The sequence below is a fragment of the Methylobacterium sp. CM6241 genome (assembly GCF_054817845.1).
In genome coordinates, this window is the sequence record NZ_CM139246.1 from 1,396,069 (window position 1) to 1,414,223 (window position 18,155).

Consider the following 18,155-nt stretch of genomic DNA (forward strand, 5'->3'; position numbering starts at 1 on the left):
CAACAGGGAGAAGCACGATGAAGACAAATTCGACGAAGATGATGATTGCAGCCGGTCTCGCGCTCGCGACTTTGGCTGCCGGTAGTCTCAGTGCGGATGCCCGCGGGTTCAGACACGGCGGCTTTCACGGCGGCTTCGGCCATCATGGAGGCTTCGGTCACCGCGGGTTCGGGCACGGGCGGTTCGGGTACGGGCGGTTCGGGCATGATCGACGTTTCTACTACCGCGGGTTCCGCCAGCGCTTCGGCGGGCTCCCCTGGGTCGCTCCCGCAAGCGGCGACTTTCTCAGCTCCGATTTCGGCGATTGCCGCACCGTCTACACGCCCTTGTTCGACGGTTACGAGCGCGTCTGCGGCTGATCGGGCGCCAAGCTCTTCAGGTTTGGAACCGTAGAACGGCCGCCGCCGTACGCACGGCGGCGGCCCGGACACTCTCTCCGCCGCATCACGCCTTGCGGGGACGACGGGGCGCGTATCGGCACGCTGGCCTCGGCCGTTGCGGAGATTTCGCGAGCCTCGTGAAAGACAACGCCATCGCGTTGAAAACAAATTGGGTCATGGTTCGGCACCGTATCGGCGGGGACAGCTCTACTTGGACAGGGGAACCGCAATGGCACAGACATGGGACCGAAAGACATTCAGCGGCTTCATTGCGCGCGCGATACTGACGCTCATCTTCACAGCTGCGGCCGGTATGAAGTTTGCCGCACTGCCCTTCGAGGTCGCCGGCTTCGAGCGCTTCGGCTACCCGCTCTGGTTCATGTACGTGATCGGGGCTCTGCAACTGCTCGGCGCGGTATTGCTCTGGGTTCGCGGCTTCACCGCAGTCGGAGCGACACTGCTCGCCATCCTGATGGCCGGCGCCGTCGGCAGCCACTGGTATGCGGGTGATCCTGCCGCGACGATGCTACCTCCGCTCGTGCTGCTGATTGCGCTTGCCGGGCTTGCCTATCCCCGTCATGCGGAGTTTGTCGCGATGCCCTTGATGAACGCGTCGCGACCCGAACGCCGCCACTGGTCCTGATCTTGACTTGATCTGGTCTTTTCCGAGAGCGCTTCGCATCATCCGTTCTGGGTGCTCATTCCCGAGAAGCAGGATCGCGAGCCTTCCCGTTGGCCGAGCCTTCCCGTTGGCCGAGCCTTACCGTTGGCATTGAGCAGAAGCGAAGAGGATTGCGAAGTCGTATGGCCAGAGACGAAGAGGATCGAGTTCTCATCGCCGGTGGCGGCATCGCGGGCCTCGCCATGCGGCGGGCGCTGCAGCGGCGCGGGCTGCCTTCGCTCACCCTGGAGCGGCGTGGAGGGCCGGCGGATGCGGGCCTCGCCATCAACCTGCCGGGCAATGCGGTCCAGGCTCTCGGCCAACTTGGCCTGGGCGACGCCCTGCGCAGGGTCGGCGCACCCATTCACCGGCGCGAATACCGCACCGAGAGCGGGCGCCTCCTCTTCGCCGTCGACGAGACGGCGTTCTGGGGCGAGGCGGCACGGCCTCATTGTCTCCGTCGCGCCGACCTGCTGCGCCTTCTGACGCTCGACCTCGAGCCGGACGACATCCGAAGCGGATGCGAGGTCGCCGCCGTCAGGCAGGGGCCGCACGGTGTCACCGCCGAATGCCTGGACGGAAGTGTCGAAACCCGGGGGCTGCTCGTCGGCGCGGACGGGGTGCATTCGCGGGTCCGACGCAGCGTGTTCGGCGATCGTGCGCCCGACGCGGCGATGCTGGCCCCGGCGAGCTGGCGCTTCATGGCACCGAATCCAGGCCTCGACGCCTGGACACTCTGGGCGGGATCGGGCGGATTGTTCCTGCTCATCCCCGTCGGCCGGGGCGAGGTCTATGGCTGGGTCTCCGTCGTCAAGGCTGCCGGACAGGGGCGGGACTTGGCCGCCTCGCGTGCTGCCTTCGCGTCGTTCCCGCGTCTCGTCCGCGACACCCTCGATGTGGTTCTGGCCGAGCCGGGCGGGCTCTATCACTCCCCCCTCGAAGAGGTTCGGATTCCGAGCTGGAACCGGGACCGGGTGGTGCTGGTCGGAGATGCCGCGCACGCGACCGCGCCGGTCTGGGCCCAGGGCGCCGCCCTCGCCCTGGAAGACGCGCTCGTGCTGAGCGCTCTGCTGGCGGAGAGAACGGACTGGGGCACGGTGGGTGCACACTACGAAGCGCTGCGCCGGCCTCGCGTGGCCCATGTCCAGGCCATGACCGATCGCCTGTCCCGCACCGCGCGGATGCCGGGCTGGGCCAGAAACCTCCTGCTTCCCGTGATCGGCCCGCGCAGCTACCGCGCCACGTACTCCCCGCTTCGCACCCCAGTGTCAGCCTGAGGCTGGCTCCGGCGATCCCATCCTTCCCCTGATGAGGGGTCGTACCCCCGACCGCGGGAACCAGGAGAACGTTCCCGGACGCTGGTCCTCGGGACAGACGAATATGCCGGCTCGCTAACGACCGTGATCGGTGCGAACCAGGCAATGCCGATCCTATGCGGGGATGAGCCACGCTAGACGGCGCATGGCTCGGCTCGCACGAGAAGGACCGTTCATGAAAAAACGATGGCCCGAAGGCTGGAGTGAGTGTCCGGATGGATCGGTTGCGGAAGGAAACCTGTAGCCGCAGTTTCCGATCGACCCGACGATGGTGTTTCGCAATCCGACTGCTTTGCGGACTTCGCCGAACCATCGGGTCGGGAAGCGGTCGCAGTTGAACGAAGCCCGCTCACTCAAAATCTTTCGGTGAACATGGATTAAAGCGCGCCCTGCCGCGTAGCTTCACTCCGCGAGATCGGATTGCAAAACAAGTTGATTGTTAACGCATGGCCACTTTTAGAGGTTTCGGTTCAGGGCATAGCCTCTTGACAACGATCAATAGGGGCGATCCTATGATTTTAGGTCTATCTTTTCTGTGTGAGCGAAAGCGTTAGCTGCCCAGGCCGCGCAGAGGCCGTCCTCGAGGATACGCTTCGTCGGAACACATCTGATCTGAACATCGCTGTGACGACCGCCCGAAGAACGAAGGCGGCGCGCGTAGGGGAGAAACGATGAGTGACGCATCCGACGGCGTGCGGCGGACAAGGTCCATCGTGCCTGCGCCGCAGAGCTTCGTGGCCGGCATCGCGCTGGTTCTGCTTGGGATGTTTGGCATCTGGGCCGCAAGCGATCTGCCACGGGGCACCCTGGGGTCCATGGGACCGGGCATGCTGCCGCACTGGGTCGCGATCGGTGTCGCCATCTGCGGCGGCGTGCTGGCCTTGACGGGGCTCGTCCGTGAAGGCGCGGGCCTCCAGACCTTCGGCTTGCGCGGCCCGGTCACCGTCGTGCTGGCGATCCTTGCCTTCGCGGTCACGATCCGTCCCGTCTCCCTCGGCCCCGTTGCCGGTCCCGGCCTCGGCTTGATCGTCGCGGGGCCGCTCGCGGTGATCATCGGGGGCTACGCCACACCCGAAGCGCGATTTCGCGAACTTCTGATCCTGGCCCTGCTTCTCAGCGCCGGTTGCATGATGCTGTTCGGGGACCTGCTCAACCTGCCGATCCCCATCTTTCCCACCGTCCTCATCGAGGCGGCGAGCGGCACGATCCCATCGCGCGTGATGCTGAGGCTCGGGGCCGGCGCCCTCGCCCTTGCGGGACTCGGCCTGCTCGCCATGCAGCGCCGCTCCACCCACCGAGGTCGGATCGACGTCGCGCCGCACACGATGTCGACCTGATCGGGAGCGCGGCACGTGACGGATCTCCTCGCCAATCTCGGCCTCGGCTTTGCCGTCGCGCTGAGCCTGCAGAACGTGACGCTATGCTTCTTGGGCTGTCTCGTCGGCACCCTGATCGGCGTGCTGCCCGGCGTCGGCCCGATCGCCACCATCGCGATGCTCCTGCCGATCACCTTTGGGCTCGATCCCGTCGGCGCCCTGATCATGCTCGCGGGGATCTATTACGGGGCGCAATACGGCGGCTCCACTACCGCGATCCTGGTCAACATCCCCGGTGAGGCGACGTCGGTCGTCACCACCCTCGACGGGCACCAGATGGCCCGTCAGGGGCGGGCCGGAGTAGCCCTCGGCATCGCCGCCATCGGCTCGTTCTTTGCCGGCACCGTCGCCACGCTGCTGATCGCGGCGCTCGGCGCACCGCTGACGCGCCTCGCGCTGATCTTCGGGCCCGCGGAGTACTTCGCCCTGATGGTGATGGGGCTCGCCTTCGCCGTCGTCCTCGCACACGGCTCCGTGCTCAAGGCCGTGGCCATGATCCTGGTCGGAATCCTGCTCGCCGCCGTGGGCACCGACCTCGAGACCGGCCAGGAGCGCATGACCTTCGGCCTCGTCTTCCTCACTGACGGCGTCGATTTCTCGGTCCTGGCGATGGGCCTGTTCGGGGTCGCCGAGATCCTGCGTAACCTCGACCAGACCGAGACCCGTGAGATCGCCCGGGCGCGGATCGGCCGCCTGCTGCCCAGTCTCGCGGACCTTCGGCAGGCCGCACCCTCGGCTCTGCGCGGGACGGCGATCGGGTCGATCCTGGGCATCCTGCCCGGCAATGGCGCCGTCCTCGGCCCCTTCGCCTCCTACACGATCGAGAAGCGGCTCGCTCGCGATCCGAGCCGTTTCGGGCGCGGCGCCATCGAAGGGGTCGCTGGTCCGGAGAGCGCCAACAATGCCGGAGCTCAGACGGCCTTCATCCCGCTCCTTACCCTCGGCATTCCGCCGAACGCCGTGATGGCGCTGATGGTCGGCGCGATGACGATCCACGGCATCGTTCCGGGCCCCGGCGTGATGACCAAGAACCCCAACCTGTTCTGGGGCATGATCGCGTCGATGTGGATCGGCAACCTCATGCTCCTCGTCATCAACCTGCCCCTCGTCGGCATCTGGGTGCGCCTGCTGAAGGTGCCCTACCGGCTGATGTTCCCCGCGATCCTGATGTTTTGCTCGATCGGCATCTACTCGATCAACTCGCTGCCCACCGACGTGATGCTGATCGCGGCCTTCGGAGTGTTCGGATACGGGCTGATCAAGTTCGGCTTCGAGCCCGCGCCGCTGCTACTCGGCTTCGTCCTGGGCAAGCTGATGGAGGAATACCTGCGCCGTGCCCTCACCCTGTCGCGCGGCGACGCCCTGGTGTTCCTCGAGCGCCCGGTCAGCGCGGTGCTGTTCCTCGTCGCCTTCACCATCCTGGCGGCGGCGCTGCTGCCGTCGCTGCGGCGAAGCCGCGACGAGGTGTTCACGGAGGCCTGACGGAGCGGACGCCCCGGCGTCCTTCGACGGCGGACACGATAACCAGAAACGAAAAGGATGAGGAACATGAGAAGGGCTCTCGCCATCGGCCTCCTGTCGGCGCTCGCCGCCGTCAGCGCTGCAGCCGATACCTATCCCCAGCGTCCGATCACCATGGTGGTGCCTTTCGCGGCCGGTGGACCGACCGACGTGGTGGCGCGGATCGTCGCCGAACCCATGTCCCGCGCGCTCGGCCAGCAGGTCGTTGTCGAGAACGTCACCGGAGCCGGCGGCACCACCGGCATCACCCGTGCATCACAGGCCTTGCCCGACGGCTACACCATCATGATGGGCCACATGGGTACGCACGGCGCGGCACCGGCCCTGTTCAAAGGCCTGAAATACGATCCGGCCAAGAGCTTCGATCCCATCGGCCTCGCCGCCGGCACGCCGATCGTCATCGTCGCCAAGAAGGGCTTCCCGGCGCAGGATCTCAAAAGCTTCATCGAGGCGATCAAGGCGGGCGGCCCCTCGATAAACCAGGCCCATGCGGGCGTCGGCTCGGTCTCGCATTCGGCGGGCGTGCTGTTCAACTCGCTCACCGGCGCCAAACCCACGCTCGTCGTCTATCGCGGCACGGGGCCTGCGCTGAACGACCTGATGGCGAACCAGGTCGACTTCATGACGGATCAGATCGTCAACGTCGCCCCGCAGATCGCCGGCGGCACGATCAAGGCCTATGCCATCGCGACGCCCGAGCGCTCCCCGAGCCTGCCCGACGTGCCGACGACGAAGGAGGCCGGCCTGCCCGGCTACGAGGTCAGCGCCTGGAACGCCGTGTTCGCGCCGAAAGGCCTGCCGGCGGATGTCCGGGCCAAACTCGTGGCGGCTCTCGAGACGGCGCTCAAGGACCCGGGCACGACGAAGCGCATCCTCGATCTCGGCGGCACGGTGCCGAAGGATGCCGAGGCCGGCCCGGACGCTCTGCAGGCGCTTGTCGAACGCGAGGTGGCGCGGTGGACCCCCGTGCTCCGCTCCGCCGTCGAAGCCAATCCCTGAACCCGCGATCAGAGCCGGTATCTCCTTGGGGGGATTGCCGGCTCTGCCGACAATCCGAGGTGCCCGTCTGCGCATGTGCAGGCGGGACAATGGGCACCTGCCGAGTGCTCGATCGCTTCGCCGAGCCGGAGCAGCAGAGGCGTTTTCGACGTGGAATCCTACCTCACCTCCTCCTTCCTGTTGTCGCTCCTGCAGATCGTCTGGATCGACATCATCCTGTCGGGCGACAATGCGGTGGTCATTGCCATGGCCTGCCGCGGCCTGCCCGAGCGGCAGCGGCGGATCGGCGTGTTCGCGGGCGCTTTCGCGGCGGCTCTGCTGCGGATCGTCTTCGCCGTCATCATCTCGCAGTTGCTGGCGGTGCCCCTGCTGAAGGTGGCCGGTGGCCTCATCCTGCTGCATATCGCGGTCAAGCTCGTGCGCGGCGAGGAGGAAGATGAGAGCGCCATCAAGGAGCATTCCAGCCTGCCCAAGGCGATCTGGACCATCGTGGTGGCCGACGCCGTGATGAGCTTCGACAACGTCGTCGCTGTGGCGGGCGCCGCCAAGGGACACGACGAACTCTTCATCATCGGCCTGGCTCTCTCGGTACCGCTGCTTGTGGTCGGCGCCAGCCTGATCACCCGGCTGATCGACCGGTTCCCGATCCTGATTTGGTTCGGCGGCGGGCTGTTGGGTTGGGTGGCCGGCGAGATGATCGCGACGGATCGGCTCGTTCAAGAGCACATGGTCGCGCTCATGCCCTCAACCCTGCAGGGCTTGGTCCCGCACGCGATAGGTGTGCTCGGCGCTACCCTCGTCATTGCCATCGGCCTCCGTCTCAAGCGCAGATCCGACAGGGCCGTCGCGCAGCAACAGGCAGCGGCCGTGGGCAGGGCAGAGGCGGACATGCTCGGGACTTGAAAGAAGCACGAGAAAGAAAGAGCTTCGCGTCACCTCTCCGGTGCATCGCACGACTGTCTCCGGCGTCAGCAGGACAGATCCCCGATATGAGAAAAGCCTCGTCTTCAAGGGGCAGGGCTGATGCGTTTGGCCGTAAGGCAAAGGCTACGGTAACTCAGGTGGTCAACGTCACCAGCTTGGGCGGGGTGTTGTTGTTTTCAATCACCAACCGCCGGTTCGCTCAACGGTAAGGTCGGGTGGTTTGCCGTCAGTCGGCTATCGTTCGATCAGATCCGCATGCGGTCGATCAAGACCCTAAGACCTCCGGAGACATGCCGCCGGCTCGGATAGTAGAGAAACAAGTCTTCCTTCACGGGGCACCATTCCTCCAGGCACAGGACCAGCGTCCCGGCGTCGAGGTGCGGCTTGGCGCGATCCTCCCAGACGTAGGCGAGGCCGCCTCCCTTGGCGGCCACCTCGATCATCAGTTGCTGGTCGTCGAGGGTGATAGGACCATCGACCTCGACCTCGATGGCCTCGCCGTCGCGCTCGAACCGCCAGTTGAAGATTTTGCCACTGGGGAAGCGGTATCGGATGCCGGTATGCCGTGCGAGGTCCCGTGGATGCTCTGGACGAGAGTTTTTGCTTAAGTAATCCGGCGAAGCCACCACGACGAGACGCTGCACCGGGCCAATCCGGATGGCAACCATGTCGCGGGATAGCACTTCGCCGAACCGGATGCCGGCGTCAAAACCTTCCTCGACGATGTCGACCAAGCGGTCTGTGGACACGACGTCGAGGTGCAGACCCGGATTTCCTTCGGTCAGCGGAACCAGGACGTCGCGCAGCAGGAAGGGGGCAATCGAGGTGGGCAGGTTGATCCTGACCATGCCGAACGGCGTCTCCCGGAAGGTGTTCAGGCTCTCCTGAGCCCTCGCGATCTGGTCGAAGGCGGGTGCGAGTTCGGCGAGAAAGCGTTCGCCTGCGTCGGTCAAAGCAACGGATCGGGTCGTGCGCTGTAGCAACCGAACGCCTATGCGTTCCTCGAGGCTGCGGATTGCATGGCTGACAGCGGAGGAAGCGACGCCGCGCTCGGTTGCGGCTTTCCGGAAGCTGCGATGCTTGGCGACTGCCAGGAAGGTCGACATCTCACCGAGCTCGCTCGCGCGCATTGTTCACTTTCATTCATCACCGCGCGCAGAAACTAGCAGGTTATTGCAGCAGTCGCCCATCCTTAGGTTCGAGACACCAGCCCATCCCCGATCCGCGGGAATGGCGCCCACGACAGGAAACAACCCATGACGCGCATCGTACGCTTCCATGAAATCGGGGGCCCCGAGGTCCTCAAGGTCGAGGATGTGGCGGTACCGGCGCCGAAGGCCGGCGAGGTCCAGATCCGGGTCAAGGCGATGGGTTTGAACCGCGCCGAGGTGATGTTCCGGACCGGCCAGTACGTCACCGAGCCGACCTTCCCGGCCATCCTCGGGTACGAGGCCGCCGGCACCGTCGAAGCTCTCGGACCGGACGTCGATGGCCTCGCGGTGGGCGATGCCGTCAGCGTAATTCCCTGCTTCATGCTGGGGGAGTACGGCCTGCACGGCGAACTCGTGAACGCACCGGCCACCGGTGTCGTGAAGCACCCGGAGACGCTGTCCTGGGAGGAGGCGGCCGCTGCCTGGATGATGTTTACGACCGCCTACGGTGCGCTGATCGACATCGCGGACGTGAAGGCCGGCGAGACGGTGTTGATCCGCGCTGCGTCCAGCAGCGTCGGGCTCGCCGCCATTCAGATCACAAAGGCGCTTGGCGCCATCCCCGTTGCGTTGACCCGGCGCAGCAACAAGCGCGACGAACTCCTGGCCCATGGTGCCGCCCATGTCATCGCCACGGAGGAGCAGGACCTCGTCGCCGAGGTGAGGCGGATCACGGACGGCAAGGGCGCTCGCGTCGCCTTCGACCCGGCCGGCGGACCGGAGGTCGGCAAGATCCTTGAGGCGTTGAGCTCCCTCGGGATCTTCTTTCAGTACGGCGCGCTCGACACCACGCCCATCACGATCCCGGTCCTGTCGCTGCTCGGCAAGAACCTCACCGTGCGCGGCTACCAACTCTTCGAGATCACCCAGGACCCGGAGCGTCTTCGGAAGGCCAAAGTGTATATCGTCGAGGGCCTCGCGTCAGGGGCACTCAAGCCAGTCATCGCGAAAACCTTCAAACTCGATGGCATCGCCGAGGCGCATCGGTTCATGGAAAGCAACGAGCAGATCGGAAAGATCGTCGTTACGGTCTAGAGCGCTCTCCGCCGAAGTGGATGCCGGTTCGGCGAAAAAGAGCGCGGCAAACAGAGGCTTAGAGATGTGTCCCGACCCAACGTGGTCGGGCGCAGCTCTAGCCGCGGCGCGAGGGCTCGGTAGGGCCGCCTATGGGGGACGCGTCCGCTTGCGGACGTCCAGAATGATTGCGACGACTGGGCTAACCATCCAGCAGCCTAATTCGGCCCGGGCTCGTTCTGCCAGCTTATTCATCTGCCAATTATTCAAGGAGGCCAGCCTCGTGATCGAGCTATGGCGGAGGCGCTACAACAGCATCCGCCCAGACCAGTCGGTCGGCTGCCACCCGCCAGCGCCAGAGGTCGTCATCTGGTCAGCAGAGCCAAGCAGCTCAGCGCCGTTCGCTCGCTCCGCCATCGTCACACGGCCGCTGACGCGCTAACTTTGTACTTGGGTCACCAGATGGGGCAGGCCGTGGCGTAATGGTGCCGATTACGGAGGATACCCCCATATTCAAGTTGGGCGGCGCATCCTAGCACCGTCGAAAATGGCCAGTACTTCACTACCGAGCGGACCGACTTCTAAGTCGCGCTGTCTTGGTGGCAGCGCATTACGATGTCTGGGAAGGCTGGCGTCGCCTACGTCCCGCCGGCCTACGCAAACGGGGCCTGCGCCGACGATCGAATCGTGTGCGAAATGGTTCCTCGCTGCTTCGTTTCCTATACAGGCCAACGACTGCAACGTTCAGGCATCATTGAACAATGGCGAGGGATATTCGGCCGCGGGGATGCCGATATGATCGCGTGCAGCAACGCAGATTACCGCGATTTGCCAAACGAATAGCGCAAAGCAGATAATCTTTGCGCTTTCGTCAAAATGTTCAAATTCAGCCAGCAGGCAAAATTTGATGAGTTCCAAGCAAAGCGGCAATACCGTTTCGCTTGGGACTGAGTCCTCTTCAGCCATTCACCAACGGTAGCGCAGCGTCGCCAGCACGGTTTGACGATTGCCGTAGAAGCAGCCGGTCGCGGCGATGCAGGTCGATACGTAGGTCTTATCGAACAAGTTCGTCGCATTGACGGCGAGATCCACGCCTTTCAGCGCTGGATAGCGGTAGCCGAAATCATACCGAACGGCCGCGTCGACCAGGGTGACGACCGGGATATGATAGAGGTTGGCGTTGTCCCCCACCGAGGCGCCGATGTAGCGCACGCCTGCCCCGAGACCGAGCCCGGCCCAATCACCCGTTCGGAACGTGTAGTCGAGCCAAGCCGATGCCTGGTGCTGGGGCACGAAGGGGAGTTCGTTCCCGATGATGCTTGCCCCGGCCGCGTTCGCATTCGCCTTGGTGATCTCGCTGTTCATGGCGGCGTAGGAGGCGATCAGGTCGAGACTCTCGGTCAGGCTTGCCTTGACCTCCAGTTCCACGCCGCGGACGCGGGCCTCGCCGGTCTGTGCATTGAACCGGAAATCCGTCGGGTCCGGTGTCAGAACGTTCTTCTGCGTCAGATCGAATACCGTTCCCGTCATCAGGAGGTTCGTACCGGGCGGCTGAAACTTGATGCCGCCTTCGATCTGCTCACCCTCCGTCGGTGCGAAGGGCTGACCGGCGCGGTCCGTTCCGGCCGTCGGCTGGAACGAGGTGGCGTAGCTGATGTAAGGGGCCAATCCGCCGTCCAGCAGATAGCTCAGCCCGACGCGGCCCGTGAAAGCAGCGTCATCCTGTTTCACTCGCGTGAGTGCGCCGGTCGCGGCATTCGTCGTGCGGGTCACCGCGTCGGCCCAATCCTGACGCCCGCTGACGGTCAGGCGGAAGCCGCCGAAGCGGATCTCGTCCTGCGCGTAGAGTCCGGTCTGGTTTCGTCCCTGGGTGATCCGCGTACCGAGCGGGGGACGCGTGACCGTGCCTGCATAGACCGGGGCGAACACGTCGACGGATGGCACGATCCGGAGCTGGGACTCATCGTACCGGGCATCCTCGCGCAGGTAGTCCGCGCCGAGGAGAAGCGTATGCGCGAAGGGGCCGGTGGAGAAACGGGCTTCGGCCTGGTTGTCGATGTTGAACAGGTCCGACCGCTCCGGGAAGGCCCAGGCGTAGCGGGAGAGCGTGCTGTTATCGGCGCCGAGGCCGATTGCCTGCACACGCTGGGTATTGGCGTCGACATGCGAGTAACGCAGGTTCTGCCGGACGGTCCAGACGTCGTTGAAGCGATGTTCGAACGCGTATCCGATGAAGCCTTGCTGCAGCTTGAACCGGTCGTAATTCGGCTCTCCGATGAAGCGTTTCGTAGGGATGCGGCCCTTCGGGTTCGCGTAGAGTGTGCCCAGGGCGGGCAATCCCTGAGGCGCTCCCCCGCCGGGCGAATCGATGTTGAGATATTGTGACAGGATCGTCAGGGACGTATCGGCATCCGGCCGCAGGGTGAGGCTCGGCGCGATGAAGACGCGGTCTTCCTCGAGATAATCGAGCTGCGTTCCCGTGGTGCGGGCCAGACCGGTCAGCCGATAGAGGATCTTGCCTTCAGGATCGATCGGCCCGGACAGGTCGAAGGCGGCTTGCGCACGCCCGAAACTACCGGTCTGGAGTTGGATTTCACGCAGAGGTGTCGCCGTCGGGCGCTTGCTCACGAGGTTGAGCAGGCCCCCTGGGGAATTCTGACCATACAGTCCCGACGATGGCCCCTTCAGCAACTCGACACGCTCGAGACCATAGGATTCGACACGCGGTTGCGAGTAGCCCCGGGCTCCGAAGGGCAACCGCAATCCATCGAGGTAGCGGCCCGGTACGAAGCCGCGGACGTAGAGCCAATCATAGCGCACATCTGTGCCGTACTGGTTCATCACGCCGGGCGTGTAGAGCAGGGCCTGACTGACGCTCTGGGCCTGACGGTCCTCGATCTCCTTCCGCCCAACCACGTTGATGGCCTGAGGGGTCTCCAGGATCGGCGTTCCGGTTTTGGTCGCGGTTGCGCTGCGGCGGGCGACATAGCCGTGGACGGGACCGATGGCGTTCTCCCCCGACACCTCCAGCATGTCGAGGGCAACGGCCCCGGCCTGATCCGGGGCGACGATACCAGCCTGTGCCACCACGCGCAGGAGGGTGGCGGATCGCTCGGCGGTGAACTGGGGCGTCAGTCCCGTGCCGGCCAGGAGCCGCCGCAACCCTTCGGCACGGTCGTAGCGTCCGACGACCGCGACCGAGCGCAGATATTGGGTGGCGCTGCTGTCATAGATCAACTGAACGCCACTGGCCGCGCCATAGGCCGCGAGCGCTTCGTCGAGGGGCATGGCGGGAAGAGCGAAGTCGATCACCGTGTCCTGGGCCGGCATGAGTGCCGATGCCTGGACGAGATGTAATCGACCCATCGTTGCAGCCGGGCCGGCATGCTCGATCGCCGCCGAAGCCGGAGCCGGCATGGCGGCGACCAATGTCGCGAGACCGCTCAATCCAATGGCCATCCGGTACTGGTCCCGTCCCCGGTCTTGTCTGCTACGCCGCACCGTCATCAGCCCCATCGTCTCAAGGCGGCTTGCCACCGCTGTGCGACGGGTCGTGATCGCCCGTCTGATTCCTGAGACGCTGCGGAGCCCGTCACCCCGCAAGAAAAGTCCGTGACGGGTCAGCGCAGGATGACGAGCCGGTCGCCGAGCCTGAATTCGGAGAGAGCGAGGGCGGTGCGGATGTTCGTGAGTGCCTCCTCCGGACGCGACAGGTGGAAGATGCCCGTCACCCGCCGGGCGGAGGCCGCCGAACTGCCCAACACGATCCGACCGGGGCGATAGCGGTTGAGATCGTCGACGACCTGAGACAACGGCGTGTCGCGAAAGACGAGAAGGCCGCGCCGCCACGCCGCTGTCGTCGCCGTGTCGATGGAATGAATGTCCCGCGCCCCACGCTTCGTGTCGACCCCCTGGCCGGCGGCCAGCACCGTCGGCGGCGCGCCCGGTTCCGCCACCACTTCGACAGAGCCCGAGATGCAGGAGAGTTCGGCGTCCGTCCCGCCGGTCCAGCCGGTAAGCCCCTCGGCCGGACGGCAGCGAACGACGAACTCCGTCGCCATCCCGGGACGCGCGGCCACATGCGCCGGACCGACCGTCAGGGAGATCGGACGCGCATTGGCGGGGACCGTGACGGCGACGGCTCCCGCATGCAGGACGAAAGTGTCGGGTTCAGCCGTCCCGGCATCGAGAGCGGTTTCGGCATCGAGTTCGATCCGGACCCCTCCCGGCAGATCGATCGTCCGTACCTCTCCGGTGCCGGTTCGGAAATCCGCGCTCAGTTCGGGCCAGTTCGCCAGGAAGGCAGCCCCACTCGCGGCGATGGAGGCCGAGGCGATTCCCAGCCCCGCCCCCCGGAGTATCCGGCGGCGGGAGATGTCACGCGGTGCCTCGCGGACAAGGGCAGGTGCGACCTGCTTCGGGAGCGCGATACCGGCTTGGCGCCACAGCTTTGAGGCCGCGATGAAAGCGGCATCGTGCTCGGGCCGCGTGCGCCACGCGGTAAGGGCCTCCGCATCGGCATGCGTTGCCGTCCCGGACGTCAACCGCACGATCCAGGCACGAGCCTCCCGTTCGACGGCCGCCGCGTCGCCGGATCCGAGTTCCCGGTCGTGATCCCCGGCCATCATAGCCTTCGTGCCTTCTCCTCGTGGACACGCCGCAAGAGCATTCCCAGACTGTGGCGTGCAAGGGCTACTCTCCCGGAGCGACGGCTTAGACAGCCTATCCGACCGGATGCTCGGAGCCTTCGCCGGTTATTGGCATGACTCTGCAACACAGGCCCTCGGTTGCGGGCCGTTACGATGGAAGACGCCTCCGCCCGTGCCGCCCCGCAATCAGCGTCCATGGTGACCGATCCGTAGGCGCTCGGCGCAATGGTCCAGTGCCATCCGAACCTCCGATTCGACCGTGCGGAGCGAAACACCGAGATGCGTGGCTATGGCCGCATGGCTCATGCCCTCGATCCGGCTGAGACGGAACGCGGTCGCCCGGCGAGGCGGCAACTCGGACAGCGCCTGTGTCAGACGGCGGAGATCGGCACGTGCCTTCGCATCCCGGTCCGGTCCCGGTGCGTCATCCGGCACCGAGAGATGGGCGGCAATGTCCTCCGCGGTGAGCAGGCGTGCCCGACGTGCCTCGGCTCGCCGATGATCGATCGCCAAGTTCGCCGCGACCTTGAACAGGAATGCGCGTTCGTTCTGCAGCGGGGGATCGTCCAGGGCGACGTGGGCCACCCGAAGAAACGTCTCGTGCGCGAGATCGGAGGCTTCGTGAACACCCACCTTGCGACCGAGAAACCGCAAAAGTGCCTCGCGATGGGTGCGATAAAGTATGCCTAGCCGGGACTCCTGTTCGGACTGCGTTCGGGAAACGCGGAGCATTTCGAGTGCCGAGTTAAAGCATCCTGGAACAGATGCGCGTAAAGGATCGGATTGCAAAATTCCGATACACACACAAGAGGCAATTCACACAGAGCAGTGATGTGATCAATATTAGAATTGATACAATGAAATAATCAATCCGCCGCCATACAAGGAGCGTACGCAGCTACGACATCGATGCGCTCCTCGATCGTCTCACCGAGGAGGCTCATTGTACGGAGCGCAAATGGATTTGCGGCGATTACTCCGTGTGCCCCCGAGTGATGTCATACAGTGACGCATCGCCTTACCTCCTGCGCCCACTTCTCGGAGGCAGATCCCCGTCCAGCCCAACTCCATTGCCCGTTCGTCGTGCGTCGAAACAGGCTGCGGTGAGGCGTCCTTGCAACCGGATGCCTGACACTGCTTCGATGCCGCATTGCCCCTGCCGACATCGCAGGAACGATCGAAATCACTGGTCGAAACCAACGCGATCATGCCCGCGCTACAGCGGCCGAATCTCTTCGCGGCACGCTCAAACTTCCCGACACTCGAACATCAGCGCAGCCGACTCGAATTCAGTGAGGTGCGCCGTGCAAGACCGAAGGCGCCGATGAAAGTGCCGGGATAAGACCCATCCCATGTCACATCCGGCCTTGGCGCGTCGTCACCCACACTGACCAATCACGTGGGGAGAGTGCGATGACCAAAGCTATTCGGCTGCTGGCTGGCCTTCTTGGCGCAGGATTGATCGGCAATGGCCTCTACATGCTCGCCGCACCCGAGGCTTGGTATTTCGCGGTGCCGGGCGTGACCTCGACAGGCCCGTTCAATCAGCACTTCCTGCGAGATATCGGCCTGATCTTCGTGCTGATCGGGTCGGGATTTGTGTACGGTGTCGTGAGACCCGGCTCGCGTGTCCTGCTCTGGACCATGGGTGCGACCTGGCTCTCGGGCCATGCGCTGTTCCATGTCTGGGAGGTGGCCGTCGGCATTTGCGGACCGGAGGTTCTGCCTCGCGACTTCCCCGCGGTGACACTTCCTGCGCTTATTGCGGTCGCCCTCAGCATCTGGTCGTTCCGCCATGCCGACCATTGACGATCCGACCCTCGTCTTCGAGCAGGAGCGGGTGCGGCTCGTCCGGCTCGCTTACCGCATGCTCGGGTCCATCGGCGAGGCCGAGGATGTCGTACAGGACGCCTGGCTCCGCTGGCGGCGCGTCGACCATGCCGAGGTCGGCTCGGCCGGTGCCTTCTTGTCACGCACGGTCACGCGGCTCTGCCTGGACGTCATGAAATCCGCGCGGGTACGGCGCGAGACCTATTTCGGGACCTGGTTGCCCGAGCCCGTCGCCATGGCCCCGGACGAAGACCCGGGCGACGACCTGACACTCACGCTGATGTTGGCCCTGGAGCGGCTCTCGCCGCTGGAGCGGGCCGCGTTTCTCCTGCACGATGTCTTCGCGGTCCCGCTCGCGGACGTCGCGGTCACGCTCCGGCGTGAGCCGCCGGCGGTTCGTCAACTCACCGCGAGGGCCAGGAAGCACGTGCAGTCCGCCCGCCCGCGCTTTCCGGTCGAGAGGGAGGAGGGTGCGCGGATCGCGAAAGCCTTCTTCGAGGCATCGGCGACAGGCGACGTCGCGGCCCTGCGCAGCATGCTCGCCGATGCCGTCGTCGTGCACTCGGACGGCGGCGGAAAGGTGCATGCATTCCCGCGGCCCATCGTCGGCATCGACAAGGTCACGCGCATGTTCGAGGGCGCCACGCGAAAATCGTGGATCCAGCATGCCCAAAAGCTGCAGGACCTCTGGATCGATGGCCTGCCGGGCTATGTCAGCCTGGAGCCGGGCGGAATGCTCCAGACCGTCGCCCTGGATATTCAGGCCGGACTGATCGTCGGCATCTACTTCACCCGCAATCCGGACAAGCTCCAGAGGATGGCCATGCGGTTCGGAGGGATGCTGGGAGCGCCGGTGTCTCACTGAGCCTCAACGGCGGGCGATTGCCAGTTCCCTGCGGCAGACGATCGAGAACGCGCAGAGCGGATCGAGGTCCCTGGCATGGCGGATGTCCGAGAAGGCGGCGAGATCCTTGTTGGGAGCGAAATAGGTCTCGCCGATGCGCTGCATGACACGCTCGGCCTCTTCGAGTGTCTCCGGCTCTCCGAAGAGCCGGATCTTGTTCACGATGGCATAGAGGTTGACCAGCTTGGCCGGGTCGTCGAGGTCATGCTCGAAGGCGTCGCCGAACAGGGTCGAGGCCTCGCGGATGAACTCGCCGTAGAGTGCCTCCCGTCGCGCGCGATCCTGCACCAGGAGCGTCGCGCGCTCCTGGCTGTGCTGCGTCAACCATGTGGTCGCGAAGGAGGCCATCGCGCCGATGGCCGACCCCGCAAGCGCGGACAGCGCTGAGATATAGGCCGCATCCACCGGCGGGGAGCCTCAGGCCACGCGCTTCGGCTGCGCCGCCAGCCAGTCGCCGTAGCGCCGCTGCGAAAGCCACGCGTCCCCGGTGGGCGTCAGCCAAGGCCCTCCAAGGACCACCCCGAAATACGGTGCGGTGTCGTCCGTGATGACGTCGCGTGTCTCGCCGATGCCGTCGAAGTGATGCTTCACCAATTCGGCCATCGGCAGCCGGTCAGGGCCGGCGATCTCGATCATGCCGTTCCGGGGTGGCGCCAGGGCAAACTCGGCGACCTTCGCGGCCACATCGGCCGATGCGATCGGCTGGATCGACGCGGAGGTGACGCGCGCAACGCCGTCGACGATGGCGGCCTCCGCAATCGCCGCAACGAATTCGAAGAACTGCGTGGCACGGACAAGCGTCCACGGCACGCCCGCCGAGGCGATCAGTTCTTCCTGGGCGAGCTTGGCTCGGAAGTAGCCGCTGTCGAGCAGGAGTTCGGTCCCGACGACCGAGAGCGCGACATGGTGGGAGACGCCGGCATTCTTCTCGGCCTCCGCGAGGTTCCGTCCGGCATGAACGAAGAAGTCCATCGCCGCCTCGTCGGCGAAGGACGGTGAGTTGGCGACGTCGACCACCACGCCGGCGCCCCGCAACGCCTCCGCGAGGCCTTCGCCCGTGACGGCGTTGACGCCGGTATTCGGCGAGGCCGCAAGGACCTGGTGGCCGGCGGCTTTGAGAATGGTGACGACCTGCGAGCCGATCAGCCCCGTGCCGCCGATGACGACGATCTTCATGTGACGCTCCATCTTGTCTCCAGTCCCATCGGGACCGGTCGCCGTCATGACGAGGAATGCCCCTCGCGGTGTGACATCGGCGCGGACGATCGATGCGTCCGACTTGGGACCGGCGAGGGCTCGCCATGTGGGATGCTCGCGACGGGCGCGGCCTCGGAGAAAAGCCGTCCCGGTTCGGGCGTGCCGGGACGGCG

The 18,155-nt window shown here is 65.2% G+C and carries 17 protein-coding genes; 10 read left to right on the forward strand and 7 right to left on the reverse strand.

From position 1 onward, the window contains the following. Positions 1 to 17: 17 nt before the first annotated feature. From ACYQR9_RS06510 to ACYQR9_RS06540, 7 genes are all read left to right on the forward strand, one after another. Entirely contained in the window at positions 18 to 359 is a 342-nt protein-coding gene (locus ACYQR9_RS06510; RefSeq protein ID WP_461229078.1) for a hypothetical protein, read from the forward strand. Positions 360 to 609: 250 nt separating this feature from the next. Then, on the forward strand, positions 610 to 1,023 hold the full coding sequence (locus ACYQR9_RS06515; RefSeq protein ID WP_461229079.1) for a DoxX family protein: 414 nt from the start codon (positions 610 to 612) through the stop codon (positions 1,021 to 1,023). A 161-nt stretch (positions 1,024 to 1,184) separates the two neighbouring features. Further along, a complete protein-coding gene (locus ACYQR9_RS06520) occupies positions 1,185 to 2,318 on the forward strand; it encodes an FAD-dependent monooxygenase (RefSeq protein ID WP_461229080.1) in 1,134 nt (377 codons plus the stop codon). Positions 2,319 to 3,028: 710 nt separating this feature from the next. Beyond that, positions 3,029 to 3,694: a tripartite tricarboxylate transporter TctB family protein gene (locus ACYQR9_RS06525; protein ID WP_461229081.1), complete on the forward strand. Its 666-nt coding sequence runs from the start codon at positions 3,029 to 3,031 to the stop codon at positions 3,692 to 3,694. A gap of 15 nt (positions 3,695 to 3,709) precedes the next feature. Continuing rightward, on the forward strand, positions 3,710 to 5,215 hold the full coding sequence (locus ACYQR9_RS06530) for a tripartite tricarboxylate transporter permease (protein ID WP_056428081.1): 1,506 nt from the start codon (positions 3,710 to 3,712) through the stop codon (positions 5,213 to 5,215). 66 nt (positions 5,216 to 5,281) lie between these two features. Next, entirely contained in the window at positions 5,282 to 6,253 is a 972-nt protein-coding gene (locus ACYQR9_RS06535; RefSeq protein WP_461229082.1) for a tripartite tricarboxylate transporter substrate-binding protein, read from the forward strand. 150 nt (positions 6,254 to 6,403) lie between these two features. Further along, positions 6,404 to 7,156, forward strand: a complete 753-nt coding sequence (locus tag ACYQR9_RS06540; protein WP_461229083.1) for a TerC family protein — start codon at positions 6,404 to 6,406, stop codon at positions 7,154 to 7,156. Positions 7,157 to 7,422: 266 nt separating this feature from the next. Here ACYQR9_RS06540 and ACYQR9_RS06545 read toward each other — a convergent pair whose 3' ends face one another. Further along, a complete protein-coding gene (locus ACYQR9_RS06545; protein WP_461229084.1) occupies positions 7,423 to 8,307 on the reverse strand; it encodes a LysR family transcriptional regulator in 885 nt (294 codons plus the stop codon). 126 nt (positions 8,308 to 8,433) lie between these two features. On the opposite strand from ACYQR9_RS06545, the gene ACYQR9_RS06550 reads away from it, so the two are divergent. Then, positions 8,434 to 9,423: a zinc-dependent alcohol dehydrogenase family protein gene (locus ACYQR9_RS06550; protein WP_461229085.1), complete on the forward strand. Its 990-nt coding sequence runs from the start codon at positions 8,434 to 8,436 to the stop codon at positions 9,421 to 9,423. Between the two features lie 723 nt (positions 9,424 to 10,146). Here ACYQR9_RS06550 and ACYQR9_RS06555 read toward each other — a convergent pair. The 4 genes from ACYQR9_RS06555 to ACYQR9_RS06570 form a co-directional block, all read right to left on the reverse strand. Further along, the gene (locus ACYQR9_RS06555) at positions 10,147 to 10,368 is read right to left on the reverse strand and encodes a hypothetical protein (RefSeq protein WP_461229086.1); all 222 of its coding nucleotides are present in this window, start codon (positions 10,366 to 10,368) and stop codon (positions 10,147 to 10,149) included. Then, positions 10,369 to 12,861 carry a TonB-dependent siderophore receptor gene (locus ACYQR9_RS06560; RefSeq protein ID WP_461229087.1) on the reverse strand — a complete coding sequence of 831 codons (2,493 nt, stop codon included), beginning with the start codon at positions 12,859 to 12,861 and terminating at the stop codon, positions 10,369 to 10,371. A 161-nt stretch (positions 12,862 to 13,022) separates the two neighbouring features. Beyond that, entirely contained in the window at positions 13,023 to 14,030 is a 1,008-nt protein-coding gene (locus ACYQR9_RS06565; RefSeq protein WP_461229088.1) for a FecR family protein, read from the reverse strand. 207 nt (positions 14,031 to 14,237) lie between these two features. Then, positions 14,238 to 14,783 (reverse strand): RNA polymerase sigma factor, encoded by a 546-nt coding sequence (locus tag ACYQR9_RS06570; RefSeq protein WP_461229089.1) that lies wholly within the window; start codon positions 14,781 to 14,783, stop codon positions 14,238 to 14,240. Between the two features lie 681 nt (positions 14,784 to 15,464). Between ACYQR9_RS06570 and ACYQR9_RS06575 the strand changes: the two genes are divergently transcribed. Together ACYQR9_RS06575 and ACYQR9_RS06580 are read left to right on the forward strand one after the other, a co-directional pair. Then, positions 15,465 to 15,860, forward strand: coding sequence for a hypothetical protein (locus ACYQR9_RS06575; protein ID WP_461229090.1), 396 nt, complete (start codon positions 15,465 to 15,467; stop codon positions 15,858 to 15,860). Then, a complete protein-coding gene (locus ACYQR9_RS06580; RefSeq protein WP_461229091.1) occupies positions 15,847 to 16,746 on the forward strand; it encodes a sigma-70 family RNA polymerase sigma factor in 900 nt (299 codons plus the stop codon). The genes ACYQR9_RS06575 and ACYQR9_RS06580 overlap by 14 nt, the downstream gene beginning before the upstream one ends. Positions 16,747 to 16,749: 3 nt before the next feature. On the opposite strand, the gene ACYQR9_RS06585 is transcribed toward ACYQR9_RS06580, so the two are convergent. Further along, positions 16,750 to 17,190, reverse strand: coding sequence for a hypothetical protein (locus tag ACYQR9_RS06585; protein WP_207410998.1), 441 nt, complete (start codon positions 17,188 to 17,190; stop codon positions 16,750 to 16,752). Between the two features lie 12 nt (positions 17,191 to 17,202). Then, positions 17,203 to 17,961, reverse strand: coding sequence for an SDR family oxidoreductase (locus ACYQR9_RS06590; RefSeq protein ID WP_461229092.1), 759 nt, complete (start codon positions 17,959 to 17,961; stop codon positions 17,203 to 17,205). Positions 17,962 to 18,155 lie beyond the last annotated feature (194 nt).